Consider the following 15,403-nt stretch of genomic DNA (forward strand, 5'->3'; position numbering starts at 1 on the left):
GCATCCGCCCGCCTCGGCGCAACACCGCTATCCGGGCTGCGGATCCGCCCGCTCGATCAGAGCCGTCGCGATCACCGCGAGCCCCTCGCCGCGACCGGTGAAGCCGAGCCCGTCGGTCGTCGTGGCAGCGATCGAGACCGGGGCTCCGACGAGCTCCGTCATCGCTCGCTGGGCTTCCACGCGGCGCGGCGCGAAGCGCGGGCGCACTCCGATCATCTGAACCGAGACGTTGACGGGCGCCCATCCTTCGCCCCCGAGACGCTCGAGCGCGAGCCGCACGAAGCCGGTGCTCGCCGCCCCCTCGGTCTCAGGCGCGTCGACGCCGACGAGCTCGCCGATGTCGCCGAGCCCAGCCGCGGAGAGCAGCGCGTCGATGACCGCGTGACAGACCGCGTCGCCGTCGCTGTGGCCCGAAAGTCCGGGCTCGCCCGGCCACGCGATTCCCGCGAGACGCAGCTCCACCGTCGGGTCGGGGGAGTACGCGTGCACATCGAAGCCGGTTCCGACGCGGATCACTGCTCGGACTCCAGCCCCGCTGCGTTCGCCGCGAGGAAGTGCTCGAGCACCGGGAAGTCGTCGGGGGTGGTGAGCTTGTGCGCGCGCAACTCCCCGGACACCGTGCGCACCTGACCGCCGGCGCGCTGCACCACTTCGGCGTCGTCGGTCGGGAGCGAGGACGCCGTCTCCCCGAGCTGCAGTTCTGCGCCCGAGTAGGCCGCCTCGAGCAGCTCCCGTGGGAACCCCTGCGGGGTCTGCACGCTGACGAGCCCTGCGCGGTCCACGGTCTCGTGCACATTGCCCTCGGCATCCACGCGCTTGAGGGTGTCCGAAACTCGCAGCGCCGGCACGACCCCGGTGCCGTCTCGACGCACGCCGTCGATCACGCGCTCGAAGAGCTCCGCGCTCGCGAACGGCCGCGCGGCGTCGTGCACGAGCACGGTCTCGATCGAGGAGGGCAAGGCGTCGAGACCGAACCGCACCGATTCGTGACGCTCGCGCCCACCGGCGACGACGGACACCTCCCAGCGCGAGCGCTCGGGCAGCACGAGATCCACCAGCTCGAGCGCCTGCGCCGCGTGCGACTCGGGCACGACGAGCACGAGGTGGCCGGCGTGCGGCAGGGACGTGACCACGCCGATCCCGAACTCGATCAGCGGGCGACCGTGGAGTTCGACGAACGCCTTCGGCACCCCGCCACCGAGGCGCTCGCCGCGGCCCGCGCCGACGAGCACGACACCGAGCGTCGGCAGGGTGTGCGGTGCGAGGTCGTCCGACCCGGGGTTCATCGCTGAGCTCTGCATGGGGCCAGGTTACTCGTGGAGGAGCGGCCCGGGCGAGGGGCAGGCGAGAGGCGGGGTGCGGATCGGCGGCCGCCCAGGTGCCTCGAGGCTAGGAGGCGAGTACCTCGTCGAGCAGCTCGCCCGCCTTCGCCTCGTCCGTCTTCTCGGCGAGGGCGAGCTCGGAGATGAGGATCTGCCGCGCCTTCACGAGCATGCGCTTCTCACCGGCCGAGAGCGATTTCACATCGCGATCACGTCGCCAGAGATCGCGCACGACCTCGGACACCTTGATGACGTCGCCCGATGCGAGCTTCTCGAGATTCGCCTTGTAGCGCCGCGACCAATTGGCGGGTTCCTCGGTGAAGGGGGCGCGCAGCACCTCGAAGACGCGCTCGAGCCCCTCATGGCCGATGACGTCGCGTACGCCCACCAGATCGACGTTCTCGGCGGGAACCTCGATGACGAGATCGCCGTCGTTCACCTGCAACTTGAGGAAGAGCTTCTCAGTGCCACCGAGCTTCCGCTGCCTGACATCGATGATCTTTGCGGCACCGTGATGGGGGTAGACGACCGTTTCTCCGACCTCAAATTGCATCGAGCGACTCCTTCGCGATCTCCCCTCAGAATACCATGCGACGGCGCGCAAGTAAGGGCATCCTAAGCTGCGTCTCGCCAGTGCTCGCGGCTAATATGGGGTGCAGTATGCGCGCGCGTTTCGGCGCGGCGCCTCGCGGATCACCCCATGGCTCGGAGGACCACCTTGAAGATTCGGATTGCCTCGTCGATCGCACTTGCGGCGGCCCTCACGCTCGGCGCGACCGGGTGCAGCCTGGTTGCTCCGCAGGCCACACTGACGCCCTACGCCCCGAGCGACGGCGTCGACGTGAACGTGGGCAGCATCGATGTGCGCAACATCATGCTGATCGCCGACGAGACCGGCGAGAGCTTCAACGTGGTCTTCGGTGCGGTGAACCGTTCTGGCGAGGAGCAGGATCTCTCCATCGCGTTCTCCGGCACCGAGTCGCAGCAGGCGACCGCTGACTTCACGATTCCGACCGGGAACACGCTCTTCGGCGATCCCGAGGGTGAAGAAACTCCCGTGCTCGTCGACCTCGCCGACCTCGAGCCGGGCGACACGATCGGCGCGTACTTCCAGCTTCCCGGCGCTGCCGAGGTGCCCTACGACATCCCGGTGCTCGACGGCACGCTCGCGGAGTACGAGCAGTACGTGCTGCCGGCCGACTTCACCAAGGCCAAGGACACGTCGGAGCGCGGCGACAAGATCACCGAGTCTGACGAGGTAGCAGACCAGTCGACCACGAACGACGTCGAGGAGCCCGAGGTGAACTCGGGCAACGAGGAAGACGAGCAGCTCGGCGACTGAGCCGCACCGCACGGTCTCCTGTAGACGTTCGAAAGCCCTCGCTCGCGCGGGGGCTTTCGCCGTTCCAGCGCTCCGCTCTACCCGAAGCGGTAGCCGACGCCCCGCACGGTCGAGATCAGCTTCGGTCGCGACGGCTCCTCCTCGATCCGCGCGCGGATGCGCTTCACGTGCACGTCGAGGGTCTTCGTGTCGCCGTAGTAGTTGCTGCCCCACACGCGGTCGATGAGCTGCCCGCGCGTGAGCACCCGACCCGAGTGTCGCATGAGCATCTCGAGCAGTTCGAACTCCCGGAGCGGCATCGCGATCTCCTCGCCGCGCACTGCGACCGCGTGACGCTCCGAGTCGAGACGGATCCCGAGTTCGTCGAGCACGAGTTCGTCGCCCTCGTCAGCGCGTTCCTCCTCAGCGGGGGTCGCGCGCCGGAGTGCGGCGCGCACCCGAGCGAGCAGTTCGCGGGTGGAATACGGCTTTGTGATGTAGTCGTCGGCACCGAGCTCGAGGCCCACGACGATGTCGATTTCGCTGTCCTTCGCGGTCAGCATGATGATGGGCACCTGCGAGGTCTGGCGGATCGCGCGGCACACTTCCGTGCCCGGCAGACTCGGCAGCATGAGGTCGAGCAGCACGAGGTCCGGTTGAGCAGACGAGAAGGTCGTCACTGCCTCGGCGCCGTCGTCCTCCACGGTCACGCGATACCCCTCTCGCTCGAGCAGAAAGGCGAGCGGGCGCGAGATCGATGCTTCGTCTTCGACGAGCAGGATGTGCTTCGGCACGGTGGGGTTCCCTTCGAGGTGCGGGGTCAGGGCGCGGCCGGCGCGGGCGGCGTCGGCGCGGAATCGGGGGACGGGGAGGGCGGTGCGAGCTTCGCTGCGCGTTCTGCGTCTTTCATGACACGCTTCGCCTGCTTCATGCGCTTCGCGCTCTTCGACGAGCCCTTCTCTGAAGTCAGCGGGAACGAGAGCGTGAAGGTCGATCCCACGCCCTGCTGCGACCACACGTCGACGTCGCCGCCGTGCGCCCGCATCGTGTGACGCGCGATGCTGAGCCCGAGACCGGTGCCGCCCTCGCCACGCGTTCGGGCGCCGTCGACCCGGTAGAACCGCTCGAAGATGCGCGGCAGGTGCTCGGGCGCGATTCCGTCTCCCTGGTCGGTGATCGCGACGACGAAGCGCTTCTTCTCGCGGTGCATGCCAATGCCCACTCGGCCGCCCTCGGGGGAGTGGCGGATCGCGTTGCTCAGCAGGTTCGCGACCGCGGCGCTCAGAGAGGTCGGACGCCCGAGGATCGTGGCGTCGCGCTCCGGGTCGGCGTCGGCGGTGACGACGAGCTCCACGCGGTGCTGCTCGGCGAACGACCGGTGCGAATCGACCTCCGCCTGCACGAGGTCGCGGAGGGCAACGGGCTCGCGATCCTCTGGCCGCAGCGTGGACTGTGCTTCCGAAAGCTGGATGATGTCGCGGGAGAGTGCACCGAGGCGACGAGACTCCTTCACGAGGCTCTTCGCGAAGTCACGAACGAGGACCGGTTCGTCGGCCGCCTGCTGCACGGCCTCGGAGAGCAGACCGATCGCCGAGATTGGGGTCTTCAATTCGTGACTGACGTTCGCGATGAAGTCGCGGCGCATCGCGTTGACCCGCTGCTCCTCCCCGAGATCTTCCGCGAGGATGACCACGAAGCGCTGCTGCAACCGAACGATATGGATCCGCACGGTGTCGGAGGGGTCTGCCGGATCCGGGTCGTGCGTGTCAGGGATCCCGGTCGTCATCACCTTGCGGACGCGGGCCAGGAAGTGCGTGTCCTGCAACTCCGCGTCGCTCAGGTGCCGCTCGTCGCGCGCGACCGCATTCACGTACACCGGCGCGAGCGCCGAGTCGAGAATCACGGCGAACGCGTCGACCTCATCGAGGATCGCGGTCGCGATCTCCGGAAGCTCCGGCCGCATCTCGTTGGACCGACGCACTCCCGCCGCCCGCGCGCCCACGATTGCTAGGGTGGTGGCGGCACCGACGAGTATGCCGAGCGCCGTCGCTGCGAGAACGAGCAGGGTCGGTTCCATGCCTCTCATCGTAGGGGCGGGGAATCGGGCGAAGTCGCAGAGTTCAACTGTTGTTTACCTGCTGGTGCGCGGAGGTTCACGAGCCGCGCTCAGACTAGGTGAGGTTGCGCGCGAGCGCATTGGCGTGCTGCGCGGCCGGCTACACATGAGCGGCAGGGCAGACAGAAGAGAGGACACCCCATGCGTGAGGTCTTTCAGCAGTCGCTTCGCGATGTTCAGGATCGGCTGGTGCTGATCGCGGAACTCGTGGAGCAGGCGATCACCGAGGCGACGACCGCGTTCGGCAATTCGGACGTCGCGATCGCGGAGAAGGTCATCGACCGGGTCGAGGAGATCGAGGGGCTCGCCGCCGAGCTCGACCAGTTGACGATCGACATTCTCGCCCGGCAGCAGCCCGTCGCCTCCGACCTGCGACTCATGGTCGGGTCGCTCCGCATGAGCGCGTCGCTCGAACGCATGGCCGACCTCGCCCAGCACATCGCGCAGCTCGCGCGCTACCGCTACCCCGAGAGCGCGATTCCCGCGGGGCTCACGCAGACGTTCGCACGCATGGGCGCCCTCGATGTGCAGATGGCGCAGAAGATCGTGGAGCTGCTGCGCACGCAGGAGCCGAGCGTGATCGCCGAGGTGCGCGACCTCGACGACGATCTCGATGAGCTGCACGCGAAGGTCTTCGAGAAGGTGCTCAGCGACAACCTCGCCGAGACGCCGGCGAACGTCGTTGACTCCACGCTGGCGAGCCGCTACCACGAGCGCTTCGGCGACCACGCGGTGAGTATCGCCCGGCAGATCCAGTACTTCATCAGCGGCTCGCTCGACTGAGCGCGGGCTGGCTTCGGGCGGCCCGCGGGCCGGAGTACCGGTGCCGCGCCGGTGCTTCGGGCCGGTTGTTCGAGCCGCGGTCGTACCGGCCGTTTGCGCCGCGCGACCCTGGTGCGCGCGGCCGTGGGCGCTCCGGTGATCCGCCACCCGCGCAGGTAGGCTGATACCCGTGAACCAACGCATCTACGACTCGCGCGCGGCAGAGGTCGTCGACTTCACTCCTCGCGAAGCGGGAAGGATCGGCCTGTACGTCTGCGGGCCCACCGTGCAATCGGCGCCGCACATCGGGCACCTGCGCAGCGCGCTCGTCTATGACCAGGTGCGCCGCTGGTTCGAGGCGACGGGTCACGACGTCACGCTGATCCGCAACGTCACCGACATCGATGACAAGATTCTCGACAATGCGCGGCTGGCTCAGGCGGCTGGATCGAGCGAGGAGTGGTGGGCGCTCGCATACCGCGTGGAGCGCGTCTTCTCGGCGGCCTACGACGCGATCGGCGTGCTGCCGCCCACGTACGAGCCGCGCGCGACGGCGAACATCCGCGAGATGGTCGAGCTCATCGAGCTGCTGATCGAGCGCGGTCACGCGTACGTCGCGGCCGACGGGTCGGCGAGCGTGTACTTCGACACGGCGAGCTGGCCCGAGTACGGCGCGCTCACGCGGCAGCGACGCGACCAGATGGAGGACGCGGCGGATTCGGAGCCGGTCGGCAAGCGGGATCCCCGCGATTTCGCACTCTGGAAGGCGCACCGCGAGGGCGAGCCCGCGACCGCCGCCTGGCCGTCGCCGTGGGGGCTCGGGCGACCCGGCTGGCACATCGAGTGCTCCGCGATGGCGACGCGCTACCTCGGCACCGAGTTTGACATTCACGGGGGCGGCCTCGACCTGCGCTTCCCGCATCACGAGAACGAGCTCGCGCAGTCGCAGGCCGCCGGGCACGCCTTCGCGCGGCACTGGATGCACAACGGACTCGTGAACACGGGCGGGCAGAAGATGTCGAAGTCGCTCGGCAACTCGCTCTTCGCGCACGACCTGCTCGCGCAGGCGCGGCCCATCGTGCTCCGCTATTTCCTTGGCTCGGCGCACTACCGATCGGTGCTCGAGTTCTCCGAGACCTCGCTCGCGGAGGCCGAGGCTGCGTTCTCGCGCATCGAGGGGTTCCTCGAGCGCGCGGCCGCGCTGCCCGGGTTCGAGGGTGCGACTGACAGTGCCGGTGCTCATGGGGCTGCGTGTGCCGGGGTCGAGGGGCTTCCCGCTGCCTTCGTCGCCGCGATGCTCGACGACTTCGCGATCCCGCAGGCCCTCGCGGCCCTGCACGAGGAGGTGCGCGCCGGCAACAGCGCGCTCGCCGTAGGGGACGAAACCGCCGCGATGCAGCACGGCGCCGCAGTGTCGCGTATGCTCGATGTTCTCGGTCTGAATCCCCGCGACCCGCAGTGGGTCGGGAGCTCGACCATTACGGGCGCGGCCGATGCCGCGCTCGCCATCCTCGTCGATGAGTTGCTTGCGCAGCGCACCCGAGCGCGCGCCGACAAAGACTTCGCTACGAGCGACGCGATCCGCGACCGGCTGCTGTCGGCCGGTATTGCGCTCGAAGACACGCCACACGGACCCCGCTGGAGCCTGACATGAGTAATAAGAAGAGCCGCACTGGCGCAGTACGCAAGAAGGGCCTCGGCAAGGCCGTCGGCTCCGGCGGTCAGGGGCGCCAGGCGCTCGAGGGCCGCGGACCGACGCCGAAGGCCGAGGATCGCGAGTACCACGCCAAGTACAAGGAGAAGAAGGCTCGCGAGCGCTACGAGGCCGCGAAGGCTCGGCACGCCGGTGGTGCGGGCGGAGCGGGCGGCGGCGCGGGCGGTCGCGGGAATGACCGCGGACGCGGCGCGAAGAAGGACGAGTCGGAGCTCGTGACCGGCCGTAATGCCGTGCTCGAGGCGCTTCGGGCGAAGATCCCGGCGACCACGCTCTACATCGCCTCGCGCGTCGAGATGGATGATCGCATGCGCGAGATCTTGCGGCTCGCGACGAACCGCAATGTGCCGGTGCTCGAGATCATGCGCCCCGAGATGGACCGCATGCTGGAGCGCGACACCGTGCACCAGGGCATCGTGCTCAAGGTGCCGCCGATGGAGTACGCGCATCCGCTCGAGGTGCTCGACGAGGTCATCGATCGCGGCGAGACGCCCCTGCTGGTCGCGCTCGACGGTGTGACGGATCCGCGCAACCTCGGTGCGATCATTCGCTCGGTCGCGGCGTTCGGTGGTCAGGGGGTGATCGTGCCGCAGCGGCGCTCGGCCGGCCTCAACTCGGCGGCGTGGAAGACCTCGGCGGGTGCGGCGGCGCGGATCCCGGTCGCGATGGCCTCGAACCTGACGAACACGCTCAAGGAATTCAAGAAGCAGGGCGTTTTCGTGGTCGGGCTCGACGGCGACGGCGACGTCTCGCTTCCCGGCCTCGACCTGGCGGATCGCCCGCTGCTCGTCGTCGTCGGCAGCGAAGGCAAGGGCCTCTCGCGGCTTGTGACGGAGACCTGCGACGCGGTGGTGTCGATCCCGATCTCGTCGGCGACGGAATCGCTCAACGCGGGCATCGCCGCGAGCGTCTCGCTCTACGAGATCGCGCGCCTGCGGGCGGAGCGCGCGGGTAACTGACGTCCGCGGTGAGTCGGCGCAGCTAGGCTGGTGGCGTGCCGACCGCCGCGTTCTCCCTCCTGCTCCCCGTCTACGCGGGGGATCGCCCCGAATTTCTGCGGGCGGCGTTCGAGAGCTCGGTCGACCGGCAGACGCTGCGCCCGGCCGAAGCCGTGATCGTGCAGGACGGGCAGGTTCCCGCATCGCTCGCGGCGGAGCTCGACCGCATCGCCTCCGAAAGCGTGATTCCCGTGCGGATCTTGCGGCTGCCCGAGAATCGCGGCCTGACCGCCGCGCTCAACGCGGGTCTCGATGCCGTGTCACACCCCACCGTCGCGCGCATGGATGCCGATGACGTCTCCGTGCCCGAGCGATTCGAGCGGCAGTGGGAGCGCATCGAGGCGGGCCTCGACCTCGTCGGAACGGGGATGGCAGAGTTCGAGTCGGATCCTGACCGTCCCGGAACCGTGCGCACCCCGCCCGTCGGGAGCGAGCGCATTCGCGCGCACGCGCGCACGCACAATCCCTTCAACCATCCCACGATGATGTACCGCCTCGCGGCGCTCGACCGCATTGGCCGCTACCAGCCCTTCGGCAAGATGGAGGACTACTGGCTCGGGGTGCGCCTCATCGACTCCGGAGCGCGGGTGGACAACCTGCCGGAGCCGCTGGTGCGCTACCGTGTCGGCTCGGGCTCGTTCGCGCGACGCGGCGGGTGGACCGAGGCTCGCACCGAGTGGCGACTGCAGCGAGAGCTGCTGCGGATGGGCTTCGTGACCCGCGGGCAGTACCTGCGGAACGTCGTGATGAAGGGCGCGTATCGCCTGCTGCCGGCGAGCGTGAAGCGCGTGCTGTTCCGCGGGCTCATTAGTCGCGGGCTGCCCGGCGACCGCGCCTGATCCGCCGCCGAAATTTTGACGCGCCGCGGCGCGTCATGCTGCACGCTCGGGAGAAGTTGTTTAGAGCACTCGCGGCGGGTGTTACATTATCTCTGCTGGGTGGGGGCCTAGCACCGGGCGCCCATCGGGGTCGCCCACGTCGGGAGGGACGATGTTGGCGATTCGGCATGCACGAACGGCGATGCGGATCGCGCGGCTTCGCCGCGTCTGCGCCCTGAGCCTTGCGGCTGCACTCACGTTCCTGGTGGTGCTGTCGCTGCCGACCGTGCTCACCGCGTCGACGGCGAACGCGGTCGGAGCCGGAGCGCTGCGCCTCGAGGCCGACGCCGCGAGCGATGCGGGTGCGACGGGACCCGGGGAGAGCGCGGCGGACGGCGCCAGCGGCGGGGTCGATGACGGCTCCGCGATCCCGAGCGAACCCACGACGTCGCCCGAGGGCGCTGAGAGCTCCGCGGATGCTGGCGTCGACGCTACGGCGGTGGATCCCGTGGAGCCCGGAGCGAATGCGGACGACGCCGATATTCTGGAGGAGAGTGTCGAGGCAGATGGGAGCGCCGCAGGCGCCGATCCTGATGAGTCCCGCGGCGCGAACGGAGGCCTGACCTCGAACTCTCCCGGGCCCGAAGAGCAGCGGGTGCCGAGCGAAGAAGAGCAGGAGCAACAGCGCTTCCGCGCCCTTCGCGCGAGCGGCACGGCGCTCCGCGGAGATGACTACCCCGCCAAGTACAAGCGACTGCCGTGGCCGTACCAGAGCGACAACATTTGGGACGAGTGGAACTTCGCGTACCGCCAGTGCACTTCATTCGTCTCGTGGCGGCTGAACTCGGCGAACGGAGTGCCGTTCTCGAACCAGTACGGCGGGCTCTACCGCTGGGGCGACGCCGGTCAATGGGCGGATTCGGCGCGGAGCCTCGGCATCCGCGTGGACACGACGCCTCAGGTCGGTGCGGTCGCGTGGAGCGGCCCCTGGTACGGAGATGCGTCGCAGTTCGGTCACGTCGCGTGGGTCGCCGACGTCTTGAGCGATGGCCGGGTCGTGATCGAGGAGTACAACGCTGGCTGGGCGGGTGCCTACAGCACGCGCGTCGTGCCGCGTAGCCAGTTCCAGGGTTACATCCACATCAAGGATTTGGTGAAGCCCTTCACGAAATCCGGCAAGACGTCGGTGAGCGGTGCACCGATGGTGAACGGAACGTTGTCCGCTTCTACTTCAGGTTGGTCGCCCGCGCCGACGTCATACAGCTATCGCTGGAAGCGAGGCGGCACCGTGATCGCTGGAGCGACCGGCAAGACGTACCAGCCGCAGCTCGTTGACGCCGGGGCCAAGATCAGCGTTGAGGTCACCGCGAACCGTGCCGGATACCGCCCCACCGCGGTCTCAGCACCGGCGACGACCGCGGTACTGATGCCCGATGCCGACGGCGATGGAATCGACGATACGCAGCAGTTGCTTCCCTGGAATTCGGACGTCAACGGTGACGGCCTCCCTGATGCGGTAGGTTTTGGGCCGAACGCGGTGTCGGTTTCGCTGCGCACGGCTTCCGGTTACAGCTCGATGCAGGGTGCGGTGAGCGGGTTCGGTACGAAGATGGGCTGGTCTTCAGCGTCGCACCCGCGCACTCTCGTCGATGTGACGGGCGACGGCAAGTCCGATGTGGTCGGCTTCGCGAACGACGGCGTCTACGTCGCGACGAGCACCGGAGGGAAATTCACCGCTGGGAGCAGGTGGGTCACTGGCTTCGGCCTCGGCTCGGGATGGTCCGTACAGCACCACCCGCGCACGCTCGCCGACGTCACGGGAGATGGCCGCCCCGATGTGGTCGGCTTCGCTTCCGACGGCGTGTACGTCGCACCCAACACGGGCGAGAAATTCAGCTCGGCGAAGCGATGGTACGCCGGGTTCGGCACGGTGAAGGGCTGGTCAACGGTCGAGAATCCGCGCTGGCTCGAAGACATGAACGGCGATGGCAAGGACGACATCGTGGGGATCAACTCGAGTGGCGTGCACGTGGCACTCAGCACTGGATCTGGATTTAGCACGGCGAAACGGTGGTCGTCGGGCTTCGGTCTCTCAAGCGGATGGACGGGGATGAGTCACCCCCGCACGCTCGCGGACGTGAACGGCGACGGGCGGCCAGATGTCGTGGGCTTCGCCTCCGACGGGGTCTATGTGGCACTGAACACCGGCAGCGCGCTTCGAGGGATGACCAGGTGGGTCGCCGGATTCGGCACAGGTGCGGGCTGGCAAGTAGGGCAGCACCCGCGCGTGCTCGCCGACATCACCGGCGATGGCCGCGAAGACGTCGTCGGTTTCGATCAGGCCGGGGTGACCGTCGCGGTGAGCACCGGCTCGAGCTTCGCGGCGCCGGTGCGTTGGTCGAGCGAGTTCGGAGCCCTCAAGTGGGGGGCGGATCGCCAACCGCGCATGGTCACGGACGTGAACGGCGACGGTCGGGCAGACGTTGCAGCTTTCGGCACAGGCGGGGTTCGCGTGGCGCTCAGCGCCGGCTCGAGTTTCGCCACATCGAAACTGCAGTTGCCGGCGATGGGCTATTCAGCGGTGTCGTGGCGCGTCGGTTCGCATCCACGCGCGATCGGGATCGAAACCATAAGCGCGGCCGCGGCGCCGAAGGTGACCGGCCAAATGCGCGTGGGCGAAAAGCTCACGGGCAGTGTCACCGCTTGGGGCCCGAAGCCCGTGACGCAGTCGTTCCAATGGTTACGCGACGGAAAGGCGATTCCCGGGGCGACCTCTCGTAGCTATACGTTGACGCCGGCTGACCTGAATACCAAGGTCAGTGTGAAGTCGGAAGGCACGAAGCCCGGCTACGCGCCCGTCTCCCGTTCTTCGAAGACGTATCTAGTGGCGCCCGGTGAGATTGCGGCTGGAGCTCCCGGGATCACCGGAACCGCGAAGCCTGGTGGCACGCTGCAGGCGCACGCCGGAAGTTGGGGGCCGGGACCCGTCACGGTGAAGTACCAGTGGCTTCGTAACGGCTCGCCTATTCCAGGTGCTACGAAGGCGACGCTCCGCGTCGCGCCAACAGACGTTCTCCGTCGCATTTCGGTGCGAGTGACGGGCTCCAAAGCGGCGTATGTGACACAGGATCGAACGTCCGCGATCGTGAAGGTGCGGGGCACTCCAGCGCTGCCATCGCGGGCCCCCTTCGCCGATGTGTCTGCTTCGCACACGTTCTACCGTCAGACCGCCTGGATGCACTCCTCGGGTCTGTCGACAGGGAGCCGGCAGAAAAACGGCAAACCGCTCTACAACCCGGGAGAATATGTCACCCGGGCCGAGACGGCTGTCTTCCTCTACAGGTTGAGTGCCGACAAGTCGGTCCCTGCGCCGGCTTCGTCCCCGTTCGTCGACATCAAGCCCTCCCATAAGTTCTTCCGTGAGATGGCGTGGATGAAGAGTTCTGGGCTTTCCGTCGGCGCGGCCTCGGCGAAGGGGCGGCTCTATAAGCCGTCCGCGGCACTCACGCGTCAAGAAGCGGCGATCTTCTTCTACAGTCTCGAGGCTCCTCAGGACTACCGTCCGCCGAAAGTGTCACCCTATGCCGATATTCCGACATCCCACAAGTATTACCGGGAGATCACCTGGACGAGGGAGCGGAAGATCTTCACTGGCACCGCGCAGGCGAAGGGGAAGCCGCTCTTCAACCCGACGAGCAAGATTTCGCGAGGTGCGATGGCTGCCTTCCTGTATCGGATGGAGAAGCTCGCGTAGGCCCGCCGCCGGCGGCCTCGAGCAGGGGAGCCCGATGTGTCGAAGCCGCACCTCTCGGGAGCCTGGAATTTCGGTCATCTATACTTGCCCTCGTATGCGAAGAACGGTGGGCGTCGTTGGCCTGACAACGAATGGAAATGTCGGCGACTACCTATTGGTGGAGTCCGCGAAGTTTCTGCTGCGTTCTCATGACCCTGACGTTCTGCTTGTTGACATCGATGTCGATCCTCGAGGGCCGGGCGTCTTCACAGGCAGGCGTAAGCTCAACTTCCTTTTTGCAGATGTGCTGAAGCGCACCGAACGTGCCGTCCTTTCGATCTTTCGCGGTACCCGCAACCTCTACTATTTCAACTACTGGTACACGCGAATCAAGCTCGGGTGGTACTTCGACCGCTACGTGAGGAACCTTGATGCGATCGTCTTCGCAGGCGGAGGGTTCATCAAGTTCAAGACGCAGGGCTTGAACTATCTCGACGAACTTATTCTGACGACCGCTCACAAGCGGGGCATACCAGTGATGATGAATGCCGTAGGGGTCGAAGGGTATAGCGAGACAGATTTTCGCTGCCAGCGGCTCAAGGAAGTGTTGAATCTCGATGTGGTCAAGGTCATCACCACGCGGGATGACCTTGATACTTTGCAGCGGCGCTACATCACCAACCCCAGGACTCAGACAGATCGTGTCGGGGATCCCGTGTTCTGGCTCGGTGATATGGGCATTGAGGAACCGGCTCCGAATGCGTCGGAAAGAGTCGTCGGGAACCGGATCGGTATCAACCTGATCAATCCGAATAACTTCTCCGATTACGGCGGCGGGGTTTCCCCGGCAAGTATCGTGAATTTCTATCGGAGCTTGATCGCAGAACTGCAACGTCTCGGCGCCGACTTCGTTCTGTTTTCGAATGGGATGGCCGTGGACGAAAGGTTCGGTGCCAGTCTCGTGAAAACTATGAACCTACGACCAGACCAGCTCGTTCGGCGCCCTGCAACTTCACGAGAGTTCGTGAATACGGTGGCCGGGTTTGACATCATCTTGAGCGCCCGAATGCACGCCGGTATCACGGCATATGCGATCGATGTTCCGGTGGTCGGCCTCATCTGGGGCGAGAAGCTGCAATTCTTGACACAGATCACCGGCCTGAAGGATCGATACTTCGACGAATCCGAACTCGACTCGCGAAAGATCGCGGCGCTGCTCACTCGTAATGACCTGCCGGCGCCTGACGTTGCCATCCGGGATGAACTGCGAGAGAGGACTCGGCGTCATCTCGGGGACTTCCTGGACAGCATTGGGGGAGGGGCGCGAAGTGAATAGTCTCATCGAGGGCCAGTTGGTCTCCCGTATCATCGGTGCGCCATTTCGTGCGTGCGAGATTCTCTTCCGAGGCGTCCAACTCGGCGTCCGAGGAGTGAGACTGCTGCTGCAGCGCAAGCTCGCCGCAAAAGGAGACGCGCTACTCGCACGTATCGGAAAGCGGTGGCTGGCTCAGCGGTCAGAAATCAACGACCGCTCGATAGTGATGATGACGATGCAGGGCGAATACACGTGCAATCCGAAGTACATCGCCGAAGAGATTCTCCGTCGTCGGCTTCCTTGGGAAATCACGTGGGTACTGCGTGACTGGTCGATCGGTCCATTTCCTGAGGAGTTCAAATTCGTGCCGTACGGCACAGCGCGCTATTTCGAAGCTCTCGCGAGCGCGAAAGTCGTCGTGCAGAACGGCCACACGTTGCAGGTTTCGGGAGCGGAAAAGGGATCCGGACAGTATTGGCTGCAGACCTGGCATGGTTCTCTCGGGCTCAAAAAGCTTGAGGGCGCGGGCGGCGACCGCAAGTACTACGAGGGGATGCGGCGTCTCGAAAACGCGCAGACAGACCTGGCTGTGACCAACAGCACGTTCGAAGACAGCGTCTTCTCGAGCACCTACTGGCCGGATGTCGAGAAGGCAAGGCTCGGCCACGCCCGGAACGACGTGTTGTTCGACCGAGCGCCGGATCAGGTGGCGACACTTCGGAAAAAGGTACTGGACCGTCTTGGCATACGAGACCGAGGACAGAAGTTCCTCCTCTGCGCACCAACGCACGATGACGGCCGCGGTTCGGACCCACTGAACGGCATCAATGTCGCGACGCTCAGGGGCGCGATGGCACGCAAATTCAGCGGCGAATGGGACGTGCTAATCCGCACGCACCACAGGGACAAATTGGAGTCCGAGGCTGTTCTCGCCGGACTTCCGGCTTACTGCTACAACGCTTCGCTATACCCCGATATGCAGGAGCTTCTTGTCGTCGCGGATGCTGGTCTCAGCGATTACTCGAGCTGGGTGTGCGATTACATCAATACTCGGAAGCCAGCCTTCCTGTTCTCAACCGATATCGAGACCTACTCACGTCAACGCGGCTTTTACCACGACTTTGCTGACACTCCCTTCACGATGGCGACTTCGAATGAGGGCTTGCTGAAGAACATCGAGGAGTTCGACCAGGGAGTGTACGGGACGAAGATCGAATCCTTCTTGCAACGATGCGGCAGCATCGATGATGGGCTCGCGGCTGTCCGAATCGTCGACCGTATCGAAGAGCTCATGCAGCGCTGAT

At 66.3% G+C, this 15,403-nt stretch carries 13 protein-coding genes; 8 read left to right on the forward strand and 5 right to left on the reverse strand.

Annotated features, from left to right (window positions below):
• Nucleotides 1–27: 27 nt before the first annotated feature.
• From ispF to WFH00_RS09420, 3 genes are all read right to left on the reverse strand, one after another.
• Nucleotides 28–516: a 2-C-methyl-D-erythritol 2,4-cyclodiphosphate synthase gene (gene ispF, locus WFH00_RS09410; protein ID WP_336660570.1), complete on the reverse strand. Its 489-nt coding sequence runs from the start codon at nt 514–516 to the stop codon at nt 28–30.
• The gene (gene ispD / locus WFH00_RS09415; RefSeq protein WP_336660571.1) at nt 513–1,301 is read right to left on the reverse strand and encodes a 2-C-methyl-D-erythritol 4-phosphate cytidylyltransferase; all 789 of its coding nucleotides are present in this window, start codon (nt 1,299–1,301) and stop codon (nt 513–515) included. The genes ispF and ispD overlap by 4 nt, the downstream gene beginning before the upstream one ends.
• Nucleotides 1,302–1,389: 88 nt before the next feature.
• Nucleotides 1,390–1,875: a CarD family transcriptional regulator gene (locus WFH00_RS09420; RefSeq protein WP_336660572.1), complete on the reverse strand. Its 486-nt coding sequence runs from the start codon at nt 1,873–1,875 to the stop codon at nt 1,390–1,392.
• Nucleotides 1,876–2,040: 165 nt separating this feature from the next.
• Between WFH00_RS09420 and WFH00_RS09425 the strand changes: the two genes are divergently transcribed.
• The gene (locus tag WFH00_RS09425; protein WP_336660573.1) at nt 2,041–2,664 is read left to right on the forward strand and encodes a DNA modification methylase; all 624 of its coding nucleotides are present in this window, start codon (nt 2,041–2,043) and stop codon (nt 2,662–2,664) included.
• Between the two features lie 77 nt (nt 2,665–2,741).
• Here the strand turns inward: WFH00_RS09425 and WFH00_RS09430 are convergent, their stop codons facing one another.
• Both WFH00_RS09430 and WFH00_RS09435 read right to left on the reverse strand, forming a co-directional pair.
• Nucleotides 2,742–3,437 carry a response regulator transcription factor gene (locus WFH00_RS09430; RefSeq protein ID WP_336660574.1) on the reverse strand — a complete coding sequence of 232 codons (696 nt, stop codon included), beginning with the start codon at nt 3,435–3,437 and terminating at the stop codon, nt 2,742–2,744.
• 26 nt (nt 3,438–3,463) lie between these two features.
• On the reverse strand, nt 3,464–4,720 hold the full coding sequence (locus tag WFH00_RS09435) for a sensor histidine kinase (protein WP_336660575.1): 1,257 nt from the start codon (nt 4,718–4,720) through the stop codon (nt 3,464–3,466).
• 180 nt (nt 4,721–4,900) lie between these two features.
• Here WFH00_RS09435 and phoU point away from each other — a divergent pair, with 180 nt between their 5' ends.
• From phoU to WFH00_RS09470, 7 genes are all read left to right on the forward strand, one after another.
• Nucleotides 4,901–5,542 (forward strand): phosphate signaling complex protein PhoU, encoded by a 642-nt coding sequence (phoU, locus tag WFH00_RS09440; protein WP_336660576.1) that lies wholly within the window; start codon nt 4,901–4,903, stop codon nt 5,540–5,542.
• Between the two features lie 169 nt (nt 5,543–5,711).
• Entirely contained in the window at nt 5,712–7,175 is a 1,464-nt protein-coding gene (cysS, locus tag WFH00_RS09445; RefSeq protein ID WP_336660577.1) for a cysteine--tRNA ligase, read from the forward strand.
• A complete protein-coding gene (rlmB, locus tag WFH00_RS09450) occupies nt 7,172–8,194 on the forward strand; it encodes a 23S rRNA (guanosine(2251)-2'-O)-methyltransferase RlmB (RefSeq protein WP_336660578.1) in 1,023 nt (340 codons plus the stop codon). The genes cysS and rlmB overlap by 4 nt, the downstream gene beginning before the upstream one ends.
• Nucleotides 8,195–8,229: 35 nt before the next feature.
• Nucleotides 8,230–9,072: a glycosyltransferase gene (locus WFH00_RS09455; RefSeq protein WP_336660579.1), complete on the forward strand. Its 843-nt coding sequence runs from the start codon at nt 8,230–8,232 to the stop codon at nt 9,070–9,072.
• Between the two features lie 151 nt (nt 9,073–9,223).
• Nucleotides 9,224–12,805 carry an FG-GAP-like repeat-containing protein gene (locus WFH00_RS09460; RefSeq protein WP_336660580.1) on the forward strand — a complete coding sequence of 1,194 codons (3,582 nt, stop codon included), beginning with the start codon at nt 9,224–9,226 and terminating at the stop codon, nt 12,803–12,805.
• A gap of 94 nt (nt 12,806–12,899) precedes the next feature.
• The gene (locus WFH00_RS09465) at nt 12,900–14,120 is read left to right on the forward strand and encodes a polysaccharide pyruvyl transferase family protein (RefSeq protein WP_336660581.1); all 1,221 of its coding nucleotides are present in this window, start codon (nt 12,900–12,902) and stop codon (nt 14,118–14,120) included.
• Nucleotides 14,113–15,402, forward strand: a complete 1,290-nt coding sequence (locus WFH00_RS09470; RefSeq protein WP_336660582.1) for a CDP-glycerol glycerophosphotransferase family protein — start codon at nt 14,113–14,115, stop codon at nt 15,400–15,402. The genes WFH00_RS09465 and WFH00_RS09470 overlap by 8 nt, the downstream gene beginning before the upstream one ends.
• Nucleotide 15,403 lies beyond the last annotated feature (1 nt).

The organism is Leucobacter sp. USHLN153, assembly GCF_037145615.1.
Classification (GTDB): Bacteria; Actinomycetota; Actinomycetes; order Actinomycetales; family Microbacteriaceae; genus Leucobacter.